Here is a 24,415-nt window from a genome sequence, read left to right as displayed (position 1 = left end):
ATGTTAACAATAAAACTTTCTAGAAGAGGAAAGAAAAACCAACCATTTTATCGTTTAATTGTTTTAGAGAAAAGCAAAGACCCTTTTGGAGATTTTTTGGAAGACTTAGGATTCTATAATCCACTTACAAAAAAAATATCTCTTAAGGCTGATAGAATAAAGTACTGGATATCAAAAGGAGCGCAGACAACCGGGACAGTAAGAAATTTACTAATTAGTAATGAAATTATTAAAGGAGCTAAAGTAAAAGTAACAAAAGTAAACGCTAAAAAATTAGCTAAAAAGGAAGACAAGGCAAAAGAAATATTAAAACAAGCTAAACAACCAGAACAAGTAGAAGCTACCGAAGAAAAAGAAGAAGACAAGCAAGCTCTTGACAAATAGGTTTTTTTATTATATTCTTTTAACGAAAACTATATAAACCAGTCTTTAGTAAGGTAAGGGTAGCCAAAAGGTCGTATTGGCTGGATTTGTTTCTAATGTGCATATTCTTGCATATTAGTAAAAATGAAAGAAAGATTATGGCAGAACAAATGAAAGATGAAAAGTTTTTGGAATTTGTTGTCAAATCGCTTGTTAATAACCCAGACGATGTAAAGATTGAAAGAAACGTCGATGAAATGGGTGTACTCCTTTCTTTAAGAGTTAATAAAGAAGACATGGGTCAAATTATTGGCAGACAGGGCTCAACAGCCAGGTCTATAAGGTCTTTATTACGCATTATTGGACTTAAAAATGATGCCAGAGTTAATCTAAAGATAGAAGAGCCAGAAGGATCTGAAAAAGAGGTCCCAACCAAGAGCGATGAAGATGATGAATTAAAATTATAAAACTTTATTTAAACCCAAATGTAAAGATTGTCGCTCTTTGGGTGGCAATTTTTACATTTTATTTATCATAAAACAAAAATGAGCTTAATTCAATTTGATATTATCACATTGTTTCCAGATATTTTTGATGCTTATTTTTCATCATCAATTATTAAGAGGGCTCAAGTATCGGGACTTGTTAAAATTAATACTCATAATATTAGAAACTGGGCAGCTAAAACAAATAGCAGCAAGAAACAAGTGGATGACAAGCCCTATGGTGGAGGATATGGCATGATTTTGAAACCAGGCCCTATTTATAGAGCAATAAAAGATATAAAAAATAGTAGGAGAATATTGCCTAGTCAAAGAAAAATAATTTTATTATCTCCAAGAGCAAAATTATTCAATCAAAAAAAAGCAACTAGGTTGGCTAAAATAAAACAAATAATTTTAATATGCGGGAGGTACGAAGGATTTGATCATAGAATACTGAAGTTTGTTGACGAGGAAATTTCTGTTGGAAATTATATTTTAACAGGAGGGGAAATACCAGCCATGACAATTGTGGATGCGGTTGTTAGGTTAGTCCCAAGAGTTATAAATTCTAAATCATTAAAACAAGAGCAACCAATTCTTGGACATAGTGATGTAATGGCTAACAAACAATATCCACAATATACAAGACCAGAGGTATTTACATTTAAAGATAAACATGGTATATTAAAAATAGCAAAAGTCCCAAAAGTATTACTTTCAGGTAATCACGAGAAGATTAGGCAGTGGAGAAAATTAAAAATATAGGATTTTTGTAAAAGTTCTTTACAATTTATAAGTTAAACTATTAATAAAATGTTTATTAAAGACAGAGAAAATTAATCTTGCTTTATTTTTTTTCATTTTTTTTTAAAAAAAATGAATACACAAATAGGATTATTAGATAATATATTTATTATATATATCTTTTTTAAGAGAGTTTGATCCTAGCTCAGGATGAACGCTGGCGGCGTGTCTAAGGCATGCAAGTCGAATGTGTTAGTTTACTAACACATGGCAGACGGGAGAGTAACACATTAGTAATCTACCGAAAAGAGGGGCATAACTTTAAGAAATTGAAGATAATACCCCATGTGCTTGATTTTTATAAGAAAATTAAGTAAAGGTCGTGAGACCGCTTTTTGAGGAGCTTATGGCTTATCAGGTTGTTGGTAGGGTAATGGCCTACCAAGCCTATGACGAGTAGCGGGTGTGAGAGCATGACCCGCCTCATTGAGACTGAAACACTGCTCAATCTCCTACGGGGGGCTGCAGTCAAGAATCTTCCTCAATGGCCGAAAGGCTGAAGGAGCGACGCCGCGTGCAGGAAGAATTTCTTCGGAATGTAAACTGCTTTTCTAAAGGAACAAGTGCTTTTGCATTGAGTGTACTTTAGGAATAAGCTGCCGCTAACTTCGTGCCAGCAGCTGCGGTAATACGAAGGCAGCAAGCGTTATCCGGATTTATTGGGCGTAAAGCGTATGTAGGCTGTTTGATAAGTTTTTAGTTAAATCCCTTTGCTTAACATTGGAATCGCTAAAAAAACTATCAAACTAGAGACCGGGAGAGGCAAGTGGAATTGTCGGTGTAGGGGTTAAATCCGTCAATATCGACAGGAACACCAAAAGCGAAGGCAACTTGCTAGAACGGTTCTGACGCTGAGATACGAAAGCGTGGGGAGCGAATGGGATTAGATAGATCCCGGTACCGCATTATAATAGTACCAAAGGTGTCCCTCTTGGTTGTGAAACCAAGATGTGTATCCAGCTATATCGGGGAATATCCAAAAAATAAAAAGCTTCTACTGGCTTATTTTGGACGATCCCGAGGGAAGTATTAATAATATATTTTATATTATTTAATACCCCGTAGAGACTATGTATTTGAGTTAAGATAGAAGGTGCTTTTTAATTAATTCTTTATAAATTAGTTTTATAAAAATTTATGAAAAGATATGATCAAGTGCCTTTGTCGGATCGTGTTAAGGAAATACTTCTTGGCACATTATTAGGAGACGGCTCTATTAAGATGCAAAAAAAATATGTAAATGCTAGGCTTTTGTTTAGGCATACGGCTAAAGATTCAGAATATTTTTTTTGGAAAGTAAAAGAGCTAAATGAAATAGCAGGAAAAAATAGTGTTATTTTACAAAAATCTGATAATTTTTATTCCAAGAATAATAAGTTAAGATTTTTAGGAAAGACACTTCCTGCCATCACTCAACTATATGAATTAACATACAAACACAACCTTCTAATCATTAAAAGACATTGGTTGAATAATATGTCAGCAATTTCTTTAATGGTTTGGTGGTGTGATAGTGGTTCATTAATTGGGGGAGGAAGAAAAGGTATTTTTTGTACAGATGGTTTTGATAAAAAATCTGTCAAAATAATAGCACAATATTTACATAAAGTATGGAATATTCGTACAAAAGTTGCCCCCATAAAACGTAGTAGAGGAAGTAAACAAGAGCAATATTGGAGATTGTGGATATATTCAACGGAAAATTTAAAAAATTTTCTTAGAATTATTATTCCTCATATACCAGTTAAAACAATGTTGCGCAAAGTCCTTCTATTATATAAAGATTCTCAAATGCAACAACGCTGGATATCTGAAGTATCTTCTTTAAGTAAATTTTCCAAGAATATAATCTTGGCAGAATTAGATAAAAAGAAGCAGAAATAAAAAAACTTCAGATAAAGATATAGTCCGTCCTTATAGTAATATAAAGAAGACCCCAGTAGTCCACGCCGTAAACGATGGATGCTGGATATTGGAAGTGTCGACCCTTTCAGTATCGCAGAAAAAAAGCTAACGCGTTAAGCATCCCGCCTGGGAAGTACGGCCGCAAGGTTAAAACTCAAAGGAATAGACGGGAACCCGCACAAGCGGTGGGCCATGTGGTTTAATTCGACGCTAAGCGAAAAACCTTACCGAGGCTTGACATACTAGGCATTAGATTATCTGAAAGGATAATTGATTTCTCTTTGAGAAAACCTAGAACAGGTGCTGCATGGTTGTCGTCAGCTCGTGTCGTGAGATGTACCGTTAAGTCGGGAAACGAGCGAAACCCTTATCCTTAGTTGCTAGTTTAAGTTTATCTTAAACGCACTCTAGGGAGACTGCCGGCGATGAGCCGGAGGAAGGTGGGGATGACGCCAAATCAGCATGGCCCTTATGCCTCGGGCTACACACATGGTACAATGGCCAATACAAAGGGTTGCCAAACCGTAAGGTGGAGCCAATCCCATCAAAGTTGGTCTAAGTTCGGATTAAGGGCTGAAATTCGCCCTTATGAAGTTGGAATCGCTAGTAACCGTGTATCAGCACGTCACGGTGAATACGTTCTCGGGTTTTGTACTCACTGCCCGTCAAGCCAAGAGAGCCGGTGGTACCCGAAAGTTCGCGTTCGCGGAAATAAGGTAAAATTGGTGATAAGGGCTAAGTCGTAACAAGGCATCCGTAGCGGAAGCTGTGGATGGATTACCTCATTTAGAGGACAAGCCTTGCATTTTTAATGCAATGTGCTATGGTCGATGATTATTCGTTCTCTGTCTTTAATAAGCGTTTTATTGTAAAAAGATAGCCAGATTTTTAGGTTGTCTTTTTTCTTATTTTTGTTATTATTAAATATAAATTAGCGCGCGTGTAGCTCAGTGGGAGAGCGCATCTCTGATAAAGATGAGGTCGAAGGTTCAATCCCTTCCACGCGCACCATTTTACGTTAATATTAGTCAAAAATATTAAACATAATCACTAATCAATAATCAATAATCAATAATAAATAATAAATAATTAATAATTGTTAATCAATAATTAATAATAAATAATCAGTTTGCCCATTATGGGCTTGTAGCTCAGTTGGTTAGAGCGCTTGCTCGACACGCAAGAGGTCTCCAGTTCGAATCTGGACAAGCCCACCATTTAGCTCGGATTTTAGTTAGAGATAAATGCCCTGAGTTTGTGGAAGAGGTAAGCTGTTTAATTCCATGGCCAAGCCATTTTTTTTATGAAAAAACAAATCAAAATTACTCCAATTATAAAAGATTCTTATTTGGCAATGATAAAAAACAGTGTTGGTTCAAAAATGTTTTCTTGTTTTTATGTTTTAAAAGGAAAGACAAAAAAAAATGCAGTAATGAATGGAAAATTATCTTGTGCTTTTTTTGTATCAACCATCCTACATCATTTTAAATTAATTAATGGACCTCATTTGACTGTTAAAAGCACTTTAAAAGATATGAATGTTTCTGGATGGCATAGAATAAGAAGTCCAAAAAAAGGAGCAATTATTTCATGGGAAGAAAGGAAAAGACCGGATGAAAAAATTCATGGACATATAGGATTTTATATTGGTAATAAAAAAGTAATAAGTAATAGTTTTAGAAAAAAATCTCCAATTTGTCATGATTTAACATATGCACCAGTAGGAACAAAAAAATATAGAAAAGTTAAAGATATTTTTTGGCATTCAATGCTAGAATAATTTATGAAAATTTTAATTAAAAATAATAAGGATTTGGCTATTCTAAAAAAAGATAAATTTTTTAATTTCATTAAGAAAATTAAAAAACAATTTCCTGCTTCTAAAATATATTTAGTTGGCGGAGCGGTTAGGGATATGCTTTTAAAAAGAGAAACACAAGATTTAGATTTTGTTGTTACTGGCATTAAGGCAGAAGATTTAAAAAAATTTTTATCAAAAAATGGACAGGTTAATTTAGTGGGGCAGACATTTGGTGTTTTTAAATTTATTCCCAAAGGATATAAACATAGTGACCAAGTTGATATTGCGCTTCCCAGAAAGGATTTTTCTTTTAAAACAGGGGCATACAAGGATGTTGAAATTCAGTCTAGTCCAGAATTAAGCATCATGGATGACCTCTCAAGAAGAGATTTTACAATTAATGCCATGGCAATAAGACTAGATAAACAGAAAATAGAAATTATTGATTTATTTGGAGGAGCAAAGGATTTAAAAGATAAAAAAATAAGAGCAGTTAAAGCTCCGGTTGAAAGATTTCAAGAAGACTATTCCAGGATGCTTAGAGCAATTAGGTTTGCTTGTCAATTAAATCTTCAAATAGAAGATAAAACATGGAAGGCAATTAAAACAAAAATTAGTGGATTAAATAAAATAAAAAGACAAGCAATAGTTTCAACTAGTCAAGATTTTTCTGTTCAAGAAATTAAAGAAGCAAGAGTTGTTCCATACGAAGTAATGGCTAAGGAATTTTTAAAATCTTTTTTGGCTAATTCTGTTTTAGCTTTTGATTTGTATGATAAATCAGGATCTTTTTTAGAAATTATGCCGGAAATTTTAAAAATGAAAAATTGTCCTCAACCTAAAAATTATCATGCAGAAGGAGATGTTTGGGAGCACACCAGAATAGCTTTGCAATCGCTCACTTCTAATGAATTTAAAGAATATTTTAAAAAATCTACAAATTCAATTGAATTAATTATTGCTACGCTATTACATGACATTGGTAAACCGCCTACATTAGCTATGCCAGATACAACTAAAGACAGAATTCGTTTTAATAATCATGATGCCATTGGCGCAGACATGGCTAATAAAATATGTAAAAGATTAAAGTTGTCCAGTCCTGAAAAGATTGGAGTTAATGTAAAAAAAATTACATGGCTCATTAAGGAACACTTAATATTAGCCAGAGGAGATATATCAAAAATGAAAGTTTCAACTATTGTTAAGTATTTTTTTAATAAAACCATGCCAAGCAAAGATCTTTTAAAATTATCTTTTGCTGATATTTCAGCAACAATTCCTGTTTCTGGTAAGCCCAATTTTACGGATTTTTTTGAGATGGTAGCCAGAATGGAACAAATAAAAAAAATTAGTAAAAATAAAAAATCACTACCAAAAATACTATTAAACGGAAATCAAATTATGAAAAAGTTTAAGCTCCCAGCCGGACCCAAGATAGGAGTTTTATTAAATATTGTTAGAGAAGAGCAATTAAATCTAAAAATTAAAACAACCAAACAAGCAATTGATTTTTTAAAAAAATATTTAAATGAATCCCCTTTTAAAAATTAAGATATTGTATGAACGAGATGATTTGTTGGTAGTAGCCAAGCCTGCAGGGATTTTAATGCACCCAATAAAAAATATTCAAACACAACCAACATTATTTAGTTGGCTTTTGGATAATTATCCGCAAGTTAAAAACATTGGACAAGTAGGTAGAAATGGAATTATTCATCGACTTGATAGAGATGTTTCAGGAGTGCTTATGCTTGCTCTTTCACAAACAGTATATGATTATTTTATAGAGCAATTTAAGCAGAAAAGAATAACTAAATATTATTATGCGCTTGTTTATGGACATTTGCCTGTCAAACAAGGCGAAATTGATTTTGAAATTGGGAGAAATCCAAAAGGCAAGATTGTGTCTGTTAAATATGATAAAAAAATTAAATTCAAAAAATCAGCTTTAACAAAATATGAAGTAGTGACAGAGTTTAATTTTCCATCAAAGTATAGTTTGTTAAAAGTAGAGCCAGTAACAGGCAGAACAAACCAAATAAGAGTTCATCTCAAGGCGTTCGGGTTTCCAATAGTTGGGGACAAAAAATATAAATTTAAAAATTTAAGCACGGACATAGATAGAATATTTTTACATGCTTATTGTTTGGGGTTTTATGATTTAAATAATAAGTATAATATTATAAATAGTAATTTGCCAAAAAAATTAAATAATTTTTTACTTACTTTAAAAAAATAATAATAAGCAATGGGAACATATTTAGATTATTTAAAAAAATACCAAAAAACTAATAAACAATCTAAAAAACTAACAATCACTGTCTCAGGACAGGCAGGTTCAGGCAAAAATACAATTGCTGAGCACATTGCTGACGTTTTTAAGTTAAAATTTGTTAATGCAGGGGATATTCAGAGGCAATACGCTCAAAAAATGAATATTTCTTTAGACAAAGCATCAAAAGTTTTGCCAGCGGACATTGATCATTTTATGGATAAAAAAACACTTGAATTAGCAACAAAAGGAGGATATGTTTTAGTTGGCAGATTGGCTGCTTGGGTAGCAGGAGATTTTGCTAAATATAGAATTTTTGTTGATTGTAGTCAGCAGGTTAGAATAAAAAGGGTAAGTAAAAGAGAAAATATAACTCAAGAGCAAGCCAGAGAGAGAATAATTAGAAGAGACAAGAGAGACAAAAATAGATATAAAAGACTTTATAAAATTGATTTAGATGAGAAAAACATATATAATGTTATTATAAAAAACAATGAACCAGGTATAAATAAATTAAAGCAAAAAATAATTAACAAAATTAATAAATAGAATAAACAATATGACTAACGAAGAAAAAAAAGAAACAAAAGAAAACTCTTCTGAAAAAGAAGTAGAAAGTGTTCCTTCTGCGCATAAAGATTTGAAAGCACAAGAAAAAGGAGAACAAATAAAAAAGGAAGAATCTGCTGGAGAAGAAGTAGAACAAAAAGTTACTAATATAAGTCCTGGCATGATTATTCGTGTTCATCAAGAAATTAAAGAAACGGATGCAAAAGGAAAGGAAAAGCAAAGAATTCAAGTATTTGAGGGGATAGTTATTTCTGTGCACAGAGGAAAATCTCCTGAAGCAACTTTTACGGTTCGAAAAATTGCTACTGGCGGGGTTGGGGTTGAAAAGATTTTTCCACTATATTTACCTTCAATAAAAAAAATAGAAATAGTAAAAGAACACAAAACAAGAAGAGCAAAATTGTATTATTTAAGAGGAAAATACAAGAAGAAATTAAAGGAAATCAAAGATAAAATTAAGAAGTAAAAAGTTAGTTTTTATGCGGACGTGGCGGAATTGGTATACGCAATAGGTTGAGGGCCTATGAGGGTTTCCCTCGTGGAGGTTCGAGTCCTCTCGTCCGCACCACAGACTAATGTTTGGTTATTGTTGTGTCTGCCGAAATTCTGTGAAGCAGAATGTAGGATGGCGTCTTGTATTTTAATTATTAATTATTAATTTAAGGGGCCGTTGGCTCAGTTGGTAGAGCGCCTCGATGGCATCGAGGAGGTCGCCGGTTCGAATCCGGCACGGTCCACTCTTTGCTTTGCTTAGCAGGATAATCAATAATTAATAATTAATATTTTTTACGAACAGAATAATTAATAATTTTTAATTTCAAATATTTAAAAATATGTTTCAAGATTTTTCTTGCAAAATTCAATCAAAGAAAAACCTAACGTCAGATATTGTTAAATTAAAAATTGTTTTAAAAAATAAAGATATTCTTGATTTTAGACCTGGGCAATTTATTATGCTAGGTCTTTATGATAAATTAGGTAATATTTGGCAAAAAAGAGCTTTTTCAATTTGTTCTTCTCCTTTAAATAAAGAATATATTGAACTAGTAATCAAAATAGGAGGAAGTTTTACTCAAAAAATTAATAAGCTAAAGACAGGAGACAAGGTGGTTGTTTTTGGTCCTTTTGGTGAGTTTGTTTTTGAAGAGAATAGAATGAATAATGTTGTTTTACTGGCTGGCGGAATCGGGGCGACTCCTTTTATGAGCATAATTAGATATTGTTCTCAAAAAAAATTAAATAATAAATTATTTTTAATTTATAGTAATAAAATCAAGCAAAATATTGTTTTTTATAAAGAATTAAAAGCAATTATTAAAAAAAACAAGAATTTCAAGGTTGTCTTTTCTTTAACAAGCAAAGTCCCATTTTTTTGGCAAGGAGAAAAAAAGAGAATTGATAAACAAATGATTAAAAAGTATTGTTTTCCTTTTAAAAATAAATATTTTTTTCTTTGTGGACCAAAGAGGTTCATAAAGTTAACAATTGCTTGTTTGTTAGAATTAGGCATTTCTGAAGATTATATAAAAACAGAAAAATGGGCATGAATTATGTTTAGGGACGGCTAGCTCAATGGTAGAGCATCGCGTTTACATCGCGGAGGTTGTAGGTTCGAGTCCTATGCCGTCCATTTTTTCTTCTAGTGTGCAACCTTTGATATTGCACACTTTTTTGTGCTCAATATCTACTTAGGGGCAAGGCCTCTAAGTAATATCTCTAAGTGACTCTACTTAGGGGCAAGGCCTCTAAGTAATATCTCTAAGTGACTCTACTTAGGGGCAAGGCCTCTAAGTAATATCTCTAAGTGAATGATTACTGATTATTGATTATTGATTCGTGCTCAATATCTACTTAGGGGCAAGGCCTCTAAGTAATATCTCTAAGTGTATCTACTTAGGGGCAAGGCCTCTAAGTAACTACTTGTGAGTGTGCGATCTTTGATATTGCACATTTTTTATTTAGGCAGTTTGCGATTGACAAAACCTTAAAATATGCTATATTGGTTAATAATACAATGGCTGCATACATAATGTAGTTAAGTACATTAATAATCAAAGGAGAACAAAAAAAATGAGAGCACTAAGAATGTTTTTAGTAAGCATAATAGTTGTTGGCTGTTTCACGGGCATTTATTCGCAGACAGTTTCAGTAGAAGAAATAATGATAGATACATTAACCATAGATACTCTGGTAACAGATTTGAATACTTCATTAAATGACCTGGCTATTCTTGTTGCTAGTCACCAAAAAACATTGGGCTGGGAAGAAGAAATTGAGAGCAAAGAAATAAATGATTATTTTTTGCCAAAACATGATTCTTTTTTAACAAGAACTGATATTGAATCGTGCGTTGTGAGCATAAAGTTTGTTTTATTAAAAATGGAAATGCTTGGTTATTCCCCGACCAACAGTAATCAAATCGATTCTTTGCTAATGTCTGCTGAAAAATTTATAAAAAGTGATTAAAAGGACCACTCAAAAACCTGCACAAAATTGTGCAGGTTTTTTAATAATATAAAATGCCGAGGGGCAGAATCGGACTGCCGACACGTAGATTTTCAGTCTACTGCTCTACCACTGAGCTACCTCGGCGCAGGAAGTCAGTCCTAACTTGGAGGGGATTGACCCCAATGTATTAGTAAATGTTTATTTTTGGCTTGCCTCTTCGTTTTCCTCGCTTCATTTGCTTTAGTTGATATGACAAAAGAAACATTTTTTACTTTTTTTTCAGAGATTTATCTTTGATGAGTTATTTTTTTTATTATAATTTATATTTATTAATTTGTAAATACTTTAATTTTTTAATTTTTTTTGTTAAAATAAGGCATATGTTTAAAAATTTTTTTATTATTTTTTCCTTATTTCTTGTTTTGGTTGTTATCCCTTTTAACCCAGTTCAAGCAGAAGATTCTACCTGCCTTGTTTATTTTACTGGAAAAGGATGTCCTCATTGTGCAAAAGTGGATGCAATAACTTCATCATTGCTCAAGAAATATCCTGAGTTAGATATTATTAAATACGAGATTTATGAGAATAAGGAAAATATTGATTTGATTGTTGAATATGACAAACAATATAATTCAGGGCTATCTATTCCTTTGATAATTTTAGATAAAAAAAGTTATTTGATTGGAGATAAAGAGATTATAAAAAATATTGACTCCCTTATTATTCGAAACAAAGGAAATCCATGCTTGTTGAGTAACGGAGAAACTGTTAGTTTTTCAGAAAAAATTGCTTATAATTTTCCAGGTAATTCAGAAATATTAACAAACAAAGAAATTATAATTAAAGATGACAAAAGTAGCGAAAGAATAAATAATGAATTAACATTATTTAAGATTTTATCTTTAGCAATAGTTGACGCCATAAATCCTTGCGCTTTAGCTGTTTTATTTTTAATGTTAATTACCCTTATTAGTTATAATCCAAACAAAAAGTTAAGGGTTTTATTGTCAGGACTTTCTTTTATTGGAGCTGTTTTTGTAATGTATTTTCTCTATGGATTAATAATTATTAAATTTTTTCAAATTACTTATATTATGTCTTCGCTTGGAAACTGGATATATAAAATATTAGGGTTAATGGCGATTGTTTTGGGAATTTTAAATATTAGAGATTTTATAAAATACAAGCCAGGCAGGATTGCAACAGAAATGCCTTTATTTTTAAGACCAAAAGTTAAAAATATAATTTCTAAAGTAACTTCTCCTTTAGGGGCATTTGCAATCGGGTCATTTGTTACTTTGTTTTTGCTGCCATGCACTATTGGGCCCTATATAATTGGAGCAGGCATTTTGTCTAAATTAGATATTGTAAAAACAATTCCATGGCTTTTAGTTTATAACTTTGTCTTTGTCTTGCCAATGTTAATTATTGTTTTAATAGTTTATTCAAGCTTGTTTAAAGTTAATGATTTATCTAATTGGAAAGATAAAAACATACAATATTTGCACTTAATATCAGGGTTGATTATATTAATTATTGGTATATTGATGATATTAGGAATGATTTAAAGCTTTTTTTATTTTAGCTTTTGTTTCTTTTGTTTGTGCAATTTTTATCCAGTCGAGAGAAGGTCTAGGGTTTTTCTCGCGACTTTTTATTATTTCAACAACATCTCCATTCTTGATTAATTGACTTATTTTACACATTTTTTTATTTATTTTTACACCTCTGCAAGCATTTCCTAATCCATTATGAATTTTATAAGCAAAATCAAGAGAGCAAGAGCCTTTTTTTAATTGAATAATATCTCCTTTAGGGGTTAAAGCGTAAACACAGTCTTGAAAAACTTTTAATTTAAAATGTTGGGTCTTAGATTTATCTTTCCATAAAATTAAATCTTTTGCCCATTTATAAGAATAATCAACAACACTTTTATTCCCTTTTATTTTGTAAGCAATATGTGAAGCAGGTCCAAATTCATTGTGTTCATGCATCTTAGTTGTTTTAATCTGAATTTCAATAATCTTTTTTTCAAATTGAACATTAGTATGAATAGCCATGTATTTGTTTGGTTTTGGCTGTGAAATATAATCATTAAACTTTTCTTTTGAATAAGGCCAGAGAGAGTGAATTATTCCTAAAACAAGATAGCATGATGGAACATCTTTTAACAAAATAGTTATACCAATGCGATCTAGTATAACAGTAGCGTCTTTATATATTATTTTCCCTGATTTAATATATTTTTTTATTTTATTCCAAGTACTCCAACGTCCCTTGCTTCTGCCAAAAATATCAATATATTTAATTTTTTTCTCAGATAGTACTTGTTCAATGCTTTTAATTATATTTTTAATATCTCTTTCGCCTTGTTTTTTACTGGTAGCGAGTTTTTTCGTGATCCATTTATAATCATCTGGAAACAAAATATTAAAGGCAATGTCTTCAAGTTCTTTTTTATATATATGTAATCCAATAAACTCAGATAAAGGCCCGTATAAATAAAAAATTCTTTTAGCAAATCTTGCTTGTTTTTCTTTTGGCAACCAAGAGGCGGTTTGACCATCTAAAATTTTATTAGTTAAGCGAATAATTAAGATTCTAATATCGTCGGTTGATGCAATTAAAAGTTTTCGAAAGTTTTTAATATTTTCTTTTTGAATCGAAAATTTTTTAGTGCTAGAACTCAAGTTGTTTAATCCATTTACTATTAGAGCCACTTCTGTTCCAAATTTTTCATCAATTTTGTTCAGCATATCTTTGTCAGATTTAAGAGTTCGATGCATTAAGCCGGCCATAATAGAAATATCATCAATTTTAAGGTCAACTAAGAGGTGACCAATTTTTAACAAGTGTTTTATGACTGGTTCGCCAGAGATTCTCTTTTCATTTTTATGGATTTTTTTAGCAAAATCATAAGCTTGTCTGATTTTTTTAATATCAGCTTGCTGGTTGTATTTTAATATTTTTCGAAAAAGAGAATCAATTGTATTCATATTTTTTTAATTAAAAAAAGAGCGGGTGAGCAGAATCGAACTGCCGTCTACTCCTTGGAAGGGAGTTATAATAGCCACTATACCACACCCGCAATATTAAAATTTTAACATAATTAAAATAAAAATCAAGGTTTTGACAATTGGTGTTGGTTGTTGTATAATTATTTTATAATATAAAAAATATAATATGGAAAAAATAATTAATCAAATTAAAAAAATTCAAAAAAGAGATAAAACTATAGCTAATTTTAATCAATCAAAAATTACAGATGCTATTTTAAAGGCAGGGCAATCAGTTGAGGAATACAATTCAAAAGAATCAATCATGCTTTCTAATAAAGTTGTTGACATGCTAAATAAAGTTTACAAGGACAGACAGGCATGTCCAACTGTTGAGGAGGTTCAGGATATTGTTGAAATTGTTTTAATGAAACAAGGATTTATAAAAGCAGCTAAGTCATATATTATTTACAGACAAGAACATAATAAAATAAGAAAAATTAAAAAAGAAATTTTATCAGGTAAAACCACTAAGTTACCGATATCATTAAATTCTTTAAGAGTATTAGCAGATAGATATCTTTTAAAAGACATCTACTATGAAAAAATAGTTGAATCACCGGAAGAAATGTTTAAAAGAATCGCCAAAGCATTGGCAGGAGTAGAAAAAAAGTATAAGAAAACTAAAACAGAGATAAAAAAATTTGAAAAAGATTTTTATAATATTATTTCAAGGTTTGAATTTTTGCCTGCTGGCAGAACAATAGCTAATGCAGGAACTTCTTTGCCAATAGTTTCTAATTGCATAGTTCTCCATATAGAAGATAGCATGAAAGGAATTTTTTCTTCTTTAAGAGATGCTTCCTTATTACAACAAAGTGGGTCTGGCATAGGGTTTCCGTTTCATATGTTAAGGCCAGCCGGTAATATTGCTAAAAGGACTAAAGGAGTTGCCTCTGGTCCTGTTTCTTTTTTGAGAGTTTACAATGAAGCTTTTGGAGTCATTAAGCAACAAGGGAGGCATGGTGCTAATATGGCTGTAATGAGAGTTGACCATCCTGATATTCTCGATTTTATAAAATGTAAAAGCATAGAAGGTGATATAAAAAATTTTAATATTTCAATTTCTCTTACTGATAAATTTATGAAGCAGGTTGAAAGTAAATCAACTAAGCCATGGATTTGTAAATTTAACGGCAAAAGAATGAAGCCAAGGAAAATTATTAGAGATAAACACGGCGTTGTTTTAGAAATAAAACAAATTGAAATTACAGCCAAAGATATTATGGAAGAAATAGTAGAATCAGCTTGGACAAATGGAGAACCAGGCGTAATTTTTATAGACGAAGTTAATAGAACGAATAAATTGCCAGGCATTGGCAGAATAGAAGCATGTAATCCGTGTGGTGAGCAATTTATTCACGATAGAGATGTTTGTAATCTTGGGTCTATTAATTTAGATAAATTTGTAAAAAATGAGGAGATTGAATGGGATAGATTAAAAGAGGTTGTTATGGCCGCTGTAAGAATGTTGGATAATGTAATTGATTTAACGACTTTTTCAGTAAAAAAAATTAATAATATTTTTAAGAAAAATAGAAGAATAGGATTAGGTATTATGGGATTTTCTGATATGCTTTTTCAATTAAATTTGCCTTATAATTCTAAGGCAGGGAGAGGTGTTGCAGAAAAAGTAATGAAGTTTATAAACAAACAAGCTCATTTAATGTCAGAGCAGTTAGCGAAAGAAAAGGGAGTTTTTTCTAATTATGATTTAAGTGTTTACAAAAACACAGGGATAAAAATGAGAAATACTGCTTTAACAACCATTGCTCCAACTGGTTCAACTTCAATGTTATGTGATTGTTCTTCAGGGCTTGAGCCATACTTTGCTCTTTCATACACAAAAGAAGTAATGAAAGGACAAAAACTTCATTATACTAATAAACATCTAACCAAAAAATTAATGCAAAAAGATATTTACACAGAAGAATTAGCTCAAGAGATAGTTGAGAAAGGGAGTATTCAAAACATAAAGGGAATTCCTAAAAATATAAAAGATGTTTTTGTTGGTTCAATGGACATTGCTCCAATTGACCATGTAAAAATGCAGGCTAGTTTTCAAAAATATGTTGACAATAGCATTTCAAAGACAGTTAATTTGCCAAACAGGGCTACGCTGGCCGATGTTTTGGATATTTATCTTTTAGCATGGAAATCAAAATGTAAATCTTGTACTGTTTATAGGAGTGGTTCAAGAAAGAGTGAAGTTTTAACATTATTAAAAAAGTCTCAACCAAAAATAAATCAGATTAAAAATTCATCAGGCAAGTTTTGTCCTGATTGTGGTAGTCAACTTTTGTCTCAAGAAGGTTGCTTTTCTTGCCCTAATTGTGGTTTTGGGTTGTGTTCTTCTTAAAACAATATATTATATAAATATTATGCTTAAAAATAAAGATTTTACATGGAGAATAGGAGGAGAAGCAGGGCAAGGGATAATGTCCTCTGGTCTCCTTTTTTCTAATTTTTGTGTAAATTCAGGATATTATATTTTTGATTTTAATGAAAACCCATCATTGATTCGGGGTGGTCATAATATTTATACAACCAGGGTTTCTTCTAAGAAAATTCAAGCACATAAAAAAACAATAGATGTTTTAATCGCGCTTAATTTAGATGCTATTGAATTAAATAAAAAATATTTATCATCTCAATCAATAATTATTGCTAATGCAGATAAGATTTTAGCAAAAAATGTTCAAATATCTAAAAATGTTAAGATTTTTTATGTTCCTTTAATTTCTTTAGCAACTAAAATAGGTGGTCGAGAGATAATGATGAATAGTGTAGCAATTGGATTCACAATTTCTTTACTTGGAGGGGATTTTAATATTTTATCTTTATTAATTAAAAAATCATTGTTTTTAAAATCAAAGAAAATAATTAATCAAAACATTAAAGCTGCTCAGGCAGGATTTAACTTTAGTCAAGCCAAGGCAGGAGATTTTTTGAAAAACAAGCAACCATTAAAGCAAAGCATTGTTTCGGGAGGAGAGGCAATTTCTCTGGGAGCTGCTAAAGCCGGGTTAAATTTTTTTGCTTGTTATCCAATGACGCCCATAGATCCTATTCTCACTCATATAGTTAAAAATAAGAAAAAAAATAATATTACTTATATTCAGCCAGAAGACGAAATAGCAGGAATTAACATGGCTATTGGAGCAAGTATTTCAGGAGCAAGAGCAATGGTGGCTACATCTGGAGGAGGATTTTCTTTAATGGTTGAAGCACTTGGATTAGCTGGTATTACAGAGACTCCATTGGTAATTATTAATGGTCAAAGGCCTGGCCCTGCTACTGGGTTACCAACCTGGCAGGGACAAGGGGATTTAAGATTTGTTTTGCATGCTGCTCAAGATGATTTTCCTAGAATTGTCTTGGCTCCAGGGAGCATTAAAGAAGCGTTTTTGCTCACAGCAGAAGCATTTAATTTAGCTGATATTTATCAGGTTCCAGTAATTATACTAGCTGATAAATTTCTTATTCAATCACATCAAAGTATTTCGTTATTTAAAAATTTAAAAGTAAAAATTAATAGAGGCAAATTATTGTCATTAAAAGAACAGCAAAAAGAATATAAAAGATACAAGATAACTGATTCGGGTATATCTCCTAGGGCTATCCCGGGTAGACCAGGATTTACTTTTATTGCTAATAGCGTTGAGCATGATGAATTTGGTTTTGCAGATGAGGGGAAAGAAAACAGGATAAAGCAAATGGATAAAAGAATGAAAAAAATGGAATCTTTTTATAAAAAAATGCCAAATCCAAATATATATGGATCCAAGCAAGCAACTATTACCTTGGTTGGCTGGGGATCTACTAAGGGGCCTATATTGGAAGCACAAGCATTATTAAAAAAAATAGGAATAAAAAGTAATTTTCTTCACTTAAATTATCTCAGTCCATTTCCAGCTAAGTTTGTAGTTAAATTTTTAAAATCTTCTAAAAATATTTTAATGATAGAGCAAAATGCATCAGCTCAATGCGCTGGATTAATAAGAGAAAAAACAGGCATAAGAATAGAACATAAGTTGCTAAAATATGATGGTCGGCAACTTTTTATTGAGGACATAGTTGACAAGGTAAATAAAATTTTAAAATAACAATAATGAAATATATTAATAACTTTGATACGGATTATAAAATTAGTTGGTGTACTGGGTGCGGTAATTTTGGCATATTAGCTGGTCTTAAAAAAACTTTTATAGATCTAAAACTAAAACCATACGAAATATTGATTACTTATGGAGTAGGTTGTCATGCTCATATGGTAAATTATTTATCTTGTTTTGGTGTTGGCACATTACATGGACGACCATTGCCAGTTGCTCAAGGAGCAAAAATTGCTAATAAAAAATTAACAGTTCTTTCAGTTGGTGGAGATGGCGATCAGGTTGGAGAAGGGACAAATCATTTAATACATGCTTGTAAAAGAAACATTGATGTCACTTGCTTGATTCACAATAATCGTGTTTATGGATTAACAACTGGACAGGCCTCCCCGACTTCTCCGAAATCATATAAATCTAAGACAACCCCGGATGGAGTTGTTGAGGATCCAATCAATCCATTATCTCTTGCTCTTGTGGCCGGGGCTAGTTTTGTAGCCAGGGCATTTACGGGAGATGTTGACGGATTATCAAAAATATTAAAACAGGCGATAAATCATAAGGGATTGGCAGTTGTTGAGATATTGCAACCGTGTGTTACTTTTAATTATATAAATACTTATTCATGGTATAAAGATAGGGTTTATAATTTAAGTAAATCTTATAATTTTAAAAACAAGGAATTAGCACTAAAAACGATTACAGCAACCCAATCAAAAATTCCTTTGGGAGTTTTTTATAAGCAATTAAGGCCTATTTTTAGTGAAATATAATAAAGTACTGAAATATACTTGCATAAGCAAGGAAAAATTGTTATTATAAATATAATATTAATTAATTTAATTTTTTAAAAATTTATGAAAGATTATAAAGCATATGTTCTTTTTATGGGAGGCGCTATTATTCTGGCAAGCGCAATCTTGGGAGGATCAATTATTTATTCAGGGAAAACAGGAAGCGTGGCCACAACTCAGCCAACTGAGATTCAAGAACCTTTAGAGCAGCCTAACCAACCAACTGCTCCACCTGTCAGACCAACACCTAAGCCAAAGTTTAAAATAACAAAAGCAGATCATGGCAAAGGGAGCTCTTCTGCCAAGGTTAAAGTTACTGTTTTCACGGATTTGCAGTGTCCTTATTGTCAAAGATTTCATTCAACGCTCATGGATGTTTTTGATGAATATTCATCAAAAGTTTATTTAAGCATAAAACATTTTCCATTAGACTCTATTCATCCAAATGCTAGACCAGCTGCTCAAGCCTCAGAATGTGCTGGAGAGCAGGACAAGTTTTGGGAGTTTGTTGATGAAATATTTAATAATCAGTCAAAGTTTAGTGATGACTATTATTTTGAAGTTGCTGCCAATCTTGGATTAAATTCAACTCAGTTTAAAAAATGTGTTGAAGATGAAAAATACAAGGACAAGGTTAGTTCTGATTATCAAGAAGGGATTGATTCAGGCATAAGTGGAACTCCGGCTACTTTTATCAACGATGAATCATTGATAGGAGCTGTTCCAAATAATGTATTAAAAGATGCAATTGAAGCAGAATTAAATAAATAATATATTTGGATTATTAAAAGGAGTTAAAAGTAAAATTTTACTCCTTTTAGTTTTATGAAAATTAAATATAAAATAATTTTATTAATCTTGTTGTTGTTAGTTGTTGTTTTTATTTTTATACTAAAAAATAGTACCACTTTAACAGAACAAAGCAAACAAGAGGAAATAGGTGTTTTAGAAAAACCAGTTATTGGATGGCTGGCCCCTGATTTTATATTGGAAAATCCAGCTGGACTAAAGATGAATTTATCAATGTTTCGTCAAGAAAAACCAGTGCTTTTATTGTTTTGGTCAACAACATGTCCTTTTTGTATAAAAGAGTTGCCAAGTTTAAAAAAATTAAACAAAGAATATAAAAATAGTATTCAAATAATTGCAATTGTTGGTGGAGAATCCAAAGAAAAGATTCAAAAATATATTAAAGATAATAATATAAATTTTTTTATTTCAGTTGACCTAATGGGTAATGTTTCAAAATATTATTCAGTTAGAGGAACCCCAGAACACATTCTTATTGACATGACAGGAAAAATTATTAATAGGTTTCAAGGGGCTGTTGAATTAAATCAATTAAAGGCATTTATTGAGCCAGTATTAAAATGAGTGAATTATTTTTAAAAACAGGAGTTATTTTTTTAGGATTATTGGTTATTTTTATTGCTTGGATAAATATAAGTGCTAATTTAATAAAAAATCATAACAATAATTATAAATTAAAAATTAATAATCAGATAATTAAAGTAGAAGTTGTTGATACTTTTAGTCAGAGAGCCAAAGGTCTTTCAAGTAGAAAAAATATACCAGAAGATTTTGGTATGTTTTTTGTTTATAAAAAACCAGGCGAATATTCATTTTGGATGAAGGACATGAATTTTCCAATAGATATTATTTGGGTAAAAGAGGACTTTTATATTGCTGACATTAATAAAAACATTGACCCGGCTTCTTTTCCTGCTAAATTTAAGCCAAATCAACCAATTAAATATGTTTTAGAGGTTCAAGCCGGATTTTGTGATAAAAACAAGATACAAATTAATGATTTAATTGAAAAAATGTTTTAAAATTTAATATTTTTTGATATAATAATAATATGAAAATTTTTATTGGGGCTGACCATGCTGGATTTAATTTAAAAGAAAAAATTAAACAATATTTAGTTAAATTAAATGTTAAATATGAAGATTTAGGTAGTTTTGATATTGATAAACAAGATGATTATCCAGATTTTGCCATCAAGGTTGCTAGGATGGTCAAAAATAATAAAGATAGCAGAGGAATAATAATTTGTGATACAGGCATAGGCGTTTGTATCACAGCTAATAAGGTTAAAGGAATTATGGCTGCTAATGTTTTTAATAAAAAAATGGCTAGCAGAGCCAGACAACACAATAATACAAATATTTTATGTCTAGGACATAACCATATTAGTTTTTATAAGGCAAAAAAAATTATTAAAGCTTGGCTTAATACAGAGTTTAGTCATGCTTCTCGGCATCAACGTCGTCTTAACAAAATTAAGGAAATTGAATAATAAAAATGAAGCAAAAAATTACTTTAGCAATTTTAACAAATAATTTAACAGATTTTAAAAACAAGATAGTCAAAATCGAAAATATTGTTGACTGGATTCAAATAGATATTATGGACAAAAAATTTGTTGACAATAGTTCAGTTAATCTTAATGATTTAATAAATATTAAGTTAAACTTTAATATAGAAGTTCATTTAATGACATTGAATCCGGAAAAATATTTAGAAGCTTGCAAACAAATAAAGGCTAAAAGAGTTATTTTCCACTATGAAGCTGTTAATGATGTTTCGTTTGTTTTAGAGAGAATGAATAAATATGATTTTAAAAAAGGAATTGCAATTAATCCTAATACTGAAGTAGCCAAGATAAAACCTTTTTTGAATCAAGTTGATGCGGTTTTGTTTTTAGGAGTTAAGCCAGGATTTGGAGGGCAAGAGTTCCAGCTACCTGTTCTTGCTAAAATAAAAAAATTGAGAAAATTTAATTCAAACATAAAAATAGGGGTTGATGGTGGCATAAACTTAACTAATATTTCTGAAATAAAAAAAGCAGGAGCAGATTATTTAGTTATTGGTTCGGGGGTATTTAATTCCAAGAATATATCTAGTCAACTTAACCTTTTAAAGAATAAATAAATGGATTTGAACAAATTAAAAGAAATATCAAAATTAATCAGATATTGGATTATAAAATCAACTACTAAAGCAGAATCTGGTCATCCAACTTCATCTTTTTCAGCAGTTGAATTAATGGTTGGCTTGTTTTTTAACAAAAAATTTAAGTTTGATTTGAATAACATTGCCAACCCAAATAATGATAGGATTATTTTTTCAAAAGGGCATGCTAGTCCTTTGTTTTATTCTTTATGGGCTATAGTAGGAGCGATAAAAGAAGCAGATTTGATGTGTTTAAGGAGGTTTAAGAGCAATCTTGAAGGTCACCCTACTTCAAGGTTTAAATACGCCGAAGCAGCTACAGGGTCTCTTGGACAAGGATTATCAATAGGCGTTGGCATGGCTATAAATGCCAAATATTTAGACAAATTGCCATACAAAACATTTGTTTTAATAGGAGATGGAGAAATGGCTGAAGGGTCTCAGTGGGAAGCAATTCAATTAGCAGCCCACTATAAGTTAAATAATTTAATAGGTATTTTGGATGTTAATCGCCTGGGTCAATGTGGCGAAACAATGTATGGGCACGACATAAAGTCCTACAAAAACAAATTAAAATCTTTTGGCTGGCAGGTTGTTGTTATAAAAAATGGACACTCTTTGCCACAAATTAATAGAGCCTATAACAAGGCCTTAAAATCAACTAAAGCGCCGATAATGATTATTGCCAAAACAATAAAAGGCAAGGGAGTTAGTTTTTTAGAAGACAAAAATGGATATCATGGCAAAGTATTAGATAATAATGAAGCAATTAAAGCAATTAAAGAGCTTGGTGATATTGATAAAAAAATTAGAGTTAAATTTTTAAAGCCCGATAATTTACAACCAAACAACAAATCAATAGATTTAATTAAAATCCCAAAATATAAGCAAGGAGAAGAGGTTGCCACTAGAAAAGTTTATGGAAATGCTTTAATTTCAATTATTCACAAGTTTCCTAATATAGTTGTTTTGGATGGAGATGTTAGTAATTCAACTTTTTCTAAAGATTTTAAAGATAAATTCCCAAATAATTTTTTCGAAATGTTTATTGCCGAACAAAATATGGTCGGAACGGCATTAGGGTTGTCATTAAGAAACAAGATTCCGTTTGTATCTAGTTTCTCAGCTTTTTTAACAAGAGGATTTGATCAGATTAGGATGTCACAATATTCTAATAATAATGTAAAATTTATTGGTTCTCATGCTGGTGTTTCAATCGGACAAGATGGGCCGTCTCAAATGGGATTAGAGGACATATCAATGTTTCGCAGCATATTAAAGAGTGTTGTTCTTTATCCAAGCGATGCCATGTCAATGGAAAAATTAATTCTTAAGGCTGCTGAACACAAAGGGCTGGTTTATATTAGAACAACGAGGAATAATACTCCTGTTATTTACGAATCCAACGAAGATTTTTTAATTGGAGATAATAAAATTGTTCGACAATCAAACAATGACAAAGTGGTTATCATTGGATCTGGCATTACTCTTCATCAAGCAATTAAGGCATATAAAGAATTAAAAGAACAGAATATATTTGTAAAAGTTATTGACCTTTATAGCATAAAACCGATAAACAAAGATTTATTAGTAAAATCAATTGGAAACATTAAATCAATAATCACTGTTGAAGACCATTATCCTGATGGAGGCATTGGAGAAGCAATTAAAAGTATTTTAAGTGATTGCGATTATAATATTTATTCATTAGCAGTTAATAAAATTCCTAGAAGCGGAGCAACACAAACATTACTTAATTTTGAAGAAATTTCTTCTGATGCAATTATTTCTAAAACAAAAAAAATACTGAGAGCATAAGCTTCTCAGTAGGCTGGCCTTTAATCAATAATTGCTAATCACTAATCAATAATTAATAATCATTTATTAATTATTTTTATTTGTTTAAATATTTGATTACTGATAAAGCGGCACATGCTCCTTGTCCAGAAGCAATAACTATCTGTTTGTGAGGAATGTCAGTAATGTCTCCAGCAGCAAAAATGCCAGGAATATTGGTTTCACAAGTTTTATTTATTTTAATCTCATTAAATTTATTTGTATCTAGTTCTGCTGGGATAAAATCAGAGTTGGTTGTCATACCAATATGTACAAAAATCCCCTCAATCTTCAATTCTTTAATTTGATTATTTCCATCTTTATATTCTAGTCCTTTTACAAAATTGGTTCCAATAATTTTGCTAGTCAGGGCATTGTAAATAATTTTTACTTTTTGCGCTGCTTTTATTTTTTCAATTGTTCTTATTTCTCCTTTGAATTGAGGATTTTTATTGATTAAATAAATTTTAGATGCAATTTTATCCATCATTAACACTGATTCCATGGCTGACATGCCTCCGCCAATAATAGCTACTGTTTTGTTGTTAAACAAAGGTCCATCACAAACAGTACAATAACTAAGTCCTTTGTTTCTGAATTCTTTTTCTCCTGGAATATTTAATTCTCTAGGGCGAACACCAGTAGCAATGATTATGGTTTTAGAGTGATATTTAATTTTTTTTTCATCTTTTTCAGCTAGAATTTCTAATGATTTATCATCTAAAATTTTTATATTTTTTATTTTAATGCCTGTGATTGGTTTTATACCATAAAAACCAAGATGTTCTTGGAATTTTCTAGAAACATCAGCTCCATTTGTTTCTCCCCAGCCAGGGAGATTTTTTATTTGTCCAGAAATAGCCACCTCTCCTCCGGTTTCAATTGTAATAATTTTAAAATTTAAATTTTGGCGAGCAGCATAAATTCCTGCTGAAGCACCTGCTGCTGAAGCACCAATAATAACTAAATCCAACATAATACAACTTTTTAATTTAATAGAATTAATGA

At 31.0% G+C, this 24,415-nt stretch carries 22 protein-coding genes, 7 tRNA genes and 1 rRNA gene; 26 read left to right on the top strand and 4 right to left on the bottom strand.

Translation table 11 applies throughout. The features are described from left to right. The 16 genes from rpsP to ISS06_02735 all read left to right on the top strand — a co-directional run bounded on the left by rpsP (window position 1) and on the right by ISS06_02735 (window position 10,669). Window positions 1-384, top strand: coding sequence for a 30S ribosomal protein S16 (gene rpsP / locus ISS06_02810; GenBank protein MBL7054093.1), 384 nt, complete (start codon window positions 1-3; stop codon window positions 382-384). A gap of 137 nt (window positions 385-521) precedes the next feature. After that, a complete protein-coding gene (locus tag ISS06_02805) occupies window positions 522-830 on the top strand; it encodes a KH domain-containing protein (GenBank protein MBL7054092.1) in 309 nt (102 codons plus the stop codon). Between the two features lie 78 nt (window positions 831-908). Continuing rightward, on the top strand, window positions 909-1,613 hold the full coding sequence (trmD, locus tag ISS06_02800) for a tRNA (guanosine(37)-N1)-methyltransferase TrmD (protein MBL7054091.1): 705 nt from the start codon (window positions 909-911) through the stop codon (window positions 1,611-1,613). 161 nt (window positions 1,614-1,774) lie between these two features. Continuing rightward, window positions 1,775-4,345, top strand: a 16S ribosomal RNA gene (locus ISS06_02795). Window positions 4,346-4,493: 148 nt separating this feature from the next. Beyond that, window positions 4,494-4,568 (top strand) — tRNA-Ile (locus ISS06_02790). A 129-nt stretch (window positions 4,569-4,697) separates the two neighbouring features. Further along, window positions 4,698-4,774: transfer RNA gene (locus ISS06_02785), tRNA-Val, on the top strand. 86 nt (window positions 4,775-4,860) lie between these two features. Next, window positions 4,861-5,337: a hypothetical protein gene (locus tag ISS06_02780; protein ID MBL7054090.1), complete on the top strand. Its 477-nt coding sequence runs from the start codon at window positions 4,861-4,863 to the stop codon at window positions 5,335-5,337. A gap of 3 nt (window positions 5,338-5,340) precedes the next feature. After that, window positions 5,341-6,912 (top strand): CCA tRNA nucleotidyltransferase, encoded by a 1,572-nt coding sequence (locus ISS06_02775; protein ID MBL7054089.1) that lies wholly within the window; start codon window positions 5,341-5,343, stop codon window positions 6,910-6,912. Next, window positions 6,890-7,600 carry an RNA pseudouridine synthase gene (locus tag ISS06_02770; GenBank protein MBL7054088.1) on the top strand — a complete coding sequence of 237 codons (711 nt, stop codon included), beginning with the start codon at window positions 6,890-6,892 and terminating at the stop codon, window positions 7,598-7,600. Before ISS06_02775 ends, ISS06_02770 begins: the two co-directional genes overlap by 23 nt. A gap of 9 nt (window positions 7,601-7,609) precedes the next feature. Continuing rightward, window positions 7,610-8,182, top strand: a complete 573-nt coding sequence (locus ISS06_02765) for a cytidylate kinase family protein (protein ID MBL7054087.1) — start codon at window positions 7,610-7,612, stop codon at window positions 8,180-8,182. 10 nt (window positions 8,183-8,192) lie between these two features. Beyond that, the gene (gene rplS, locus ISS06_02760) at window positions 8,193-8,669 is read left to right on the top strand and encodes a 50S ribosomal protein L19 (protein MBL7054086.1); all 477 of its coding nucleotides are present in this window, start codon (window positions 8,193-8,195) and stop codon (window positions 8,667-8,669) included. Between the two features lie 15 nt (window positions 8,670-8,684). After that, window positions 8,685-8,771, top strand: a tRNA-Leu gene (locus ISS06_02755). A gap of 96 nt (window positions 8,772-8,867) precedes the next feature. After that, a tRNA-Ala gene (locus ISS06_02750) sits at window positions 8,868-8,940 on the top strand. A 96-nt stretch (window positions 8,941-9,036) separates the two neighbouring features. Next, on the top strand, window positions 9,037-9,750 hold the full coding sequence (locus ISS06_02745) for an FAD-dependent oxidoreductase (GenBank protein ID MBL7054085.1): 714 nt from the start codon (window positions 9,037-9,039) through the stop codon (window positions 9,748-9,750). A gap of 11 nt (window positions 9,751-9,761) precedes the next feature. Then, a tRNA-Val gene (locus ISS06_02740) sits at window positions 9,762-9,833 on the top strand. A gap of 455 nt (window positions 9,834-10,288) precedes the next feature. Continuing rightward, complete coding sequence (locus ISS06_02735; protein ID MBL7054084.1) at window positions 10,289-10,669, top strand: hypothetical protein; 381 nt, start codon at window positions 10,289-10,291, stop codon at window positions 10,667-10,669. Window positions 10,670-10,723: 54 nt separating this feature from the next. On the opposite strand, the gene ISS06_02730 is transcribed toward ISS06_02735, so the two are convergent. Then, a tRNA-Phe gene (locus ISS06_02730) sits at window positions 10,724-10,795 on the bottom strand. A gap of 236 nt (window positions 10,796-11,031) precedes the next feature. Here ISS06_02730 and ISS06_02725 point away from each other — a divergent pair. After that, on the top strand, window positions 11,032-12,219 hold the full coding sequence (locus ISS06_02725; GenBank protein ID MBL7054083.1) for a hypothetical protein: 1,188 nt from the start codon (window positions 11,032-11,034) through the stop codon (window positions 12,217-12,219). Here ISS06_02725 and ISS06_02720 read toward each other — a convergent pair. Together ISS06_02720 and ISS06_02715 are read right to left on the bottom strand one after the other, a co-directional pair. Continuing rightward, window positions 12,205-13,647 (bottom strand): bifunctional (p)ppGpp synthetase/guanosine-3',5'-bis(diphosphate) 3'-pyrophosphohydrolase, encoded by a 1,443-nt coding sequence (locus ISS06_02720; protein MBL7054082.1) that lies wholly within the window; start codon window positions 13,645-13,647, stop codon window positions 12,205-12,207. The two genes, ISS06_02725 and ISS06_02720, sit on opposite strands and share 15 nt — an antisense overlap. A gap of 20 nt (window positions 13,648-13,667) precedes the next feature. Further along, window positions 13,668-13,739 (bottom strand) — tRNA-Gly (locus ISS06_02715). A gap of 95 nt (window positions 13,740-13,834) precedes the next feature. On the opposite strand from ISS06_02715, the gene ISS06_02710 reads away from it, so the two are divergent. The 9 genes from ISS06_02710 to ISS06_02670 all read left to right on the top strand — a co-directional run bounded on the left by ISS06_02710 (window position 13,835) and on the right by ISS06_02670 (window position 23,389). Next, window positions 13,835-16,066, top strand: a complete 2,232-nt coding sequence (locus ISS06_02710; protein MBL7054081.1) for an adenosylcobalamin-dependent ribonucleoside-diphosphate reductase — start codon at window positions 13,835-13,837, stop codon at window positions 16,064-16,066. 22 nt (window positions 16,067-16,088) lie between these two features. Then, window positions 16,089-17,813 (top strand): 2-oxoacid:acceptor oxidoreductase subunit alpha, encoded by a 1,725-nt coding sequence (locus tag ISS06_02705; protein ID MBL7054080.1) that lies wholly within the window; start codon window positions 16,089-16,091, stop codon window positions 17,811-17,813. A gap of 5 nt (window positions 17,814-17,818) precedes the next feature. Next, window positions 17,819-18,592 carry a 2-oxoacid ferredoxin oxidoreductase gene (locus ISS06_02700; GenBank protein ID MBL7054079.1) on the top strand — a complete coding sequence of 258 codons (774 nt, stop codon included), beginning with the start codon at window positions 17,819-17,821 and terminating at the stop codon, window positions 18,590-18,592. Window positions 18,593-18,676: 84 nt separating this feature from the next. Then, window positions 18,677-19,384, top strand: a complete 708-nt coding sequence (locus tag ISS06_02695; GenBank protein ID MBL7054078.1) for a thioredoxin domain-containing protein — start codon at window positions 18,677-18,679, stop codon at window positions 19,382-19,384. Between the two features lie 54 nt (window positions 19,385-19,438). Beyond that, entirely contained in the window at window positions 19,439-19,987 is a 549-nt protein-coding gene (locus ISS06_02690; protein ID MBL7054077.1) for a TlpA family protein disulfide reductase, read from the top strand. Further along, the gene (locus ISS06_02685) at window positions 19,984-20,445 is read left to right on the top strand and encodes a DUF192 domain-containing protein (protein MBL7054076.1); all 462 of its coding nucleotides are present in this window, start codon (window positions 19,984-19,986) and stop codon (window positions 20,443-20,445) included. Before ISS06_02690 ends, ISS06_02685 begins: the two co-directional genes overlap by 4 nt. 29 nt (window positions 20,446-20,474) lie before the next feature. Further along, window positions 20,475-20,915 (top strand): ribose 5-phosphate isomerase B, encoded by a 441-nt coding sequence (gene rpiB, locus ISS06_02680; protein MBL7054075.1) that lies wholly within the window; start codon window positions 20,475-20,477, stop codon window positions 20,913-20,915. 5 nt (window positions 20,916-20,920) lie between these two features. After that, a complete protein-coding gene (locus ISS06_02675; GenBank protein ID MBL7054074.1) occupies window positions 20,921-21,550 on the top strand; it encodes a ribulose-phosphate 3-epimerase in 630 nt (209 codons plus the stop codon). Further along, window positions 21,551-23,389, top strand: coding sequence for a transketolase (locus tag ISS06_02670; GenBank protein ID MBL7054073.1), 1,839 nt, complete (start codon window positions 21,551-21,553; stop codon window positions 23,387-23,389). It begins immediately after the preceding gene. Window positions 23,390-23,465: 76 nt separating this feature from the next. Here ISS06_02670 and ISS06_02665 read toward each other — a convergent pair whose 3' ends face one another. After that, the gene (locus ISS06_02665) at window positions 23,466-24,383 is read right to left on the bottom strand and encodes an FAD-dependent oxidoreductase (protein MBL7054072.1); all 918 of its coding nucleotides are present in this window, start codon (window positions 24,381-24,383) and stop codon (window positions 23,466-23,468) included. Window positions 24,384-24,415: the final 32 nt, after the last annotated feature.

Source organism: Patescibacteria group bacterium, from assembly GCA_016784145.1.
Taxonomy (GTDB): Bacteria; Patescibacteriota; Patescibacteriia; order UBA2591; family UBA6264; genus BS150m-G65.
Note: the sequence above shows the minus strand (reverse complement) of the source record. Positions and strands in the feature narration are given on the sequence as shown.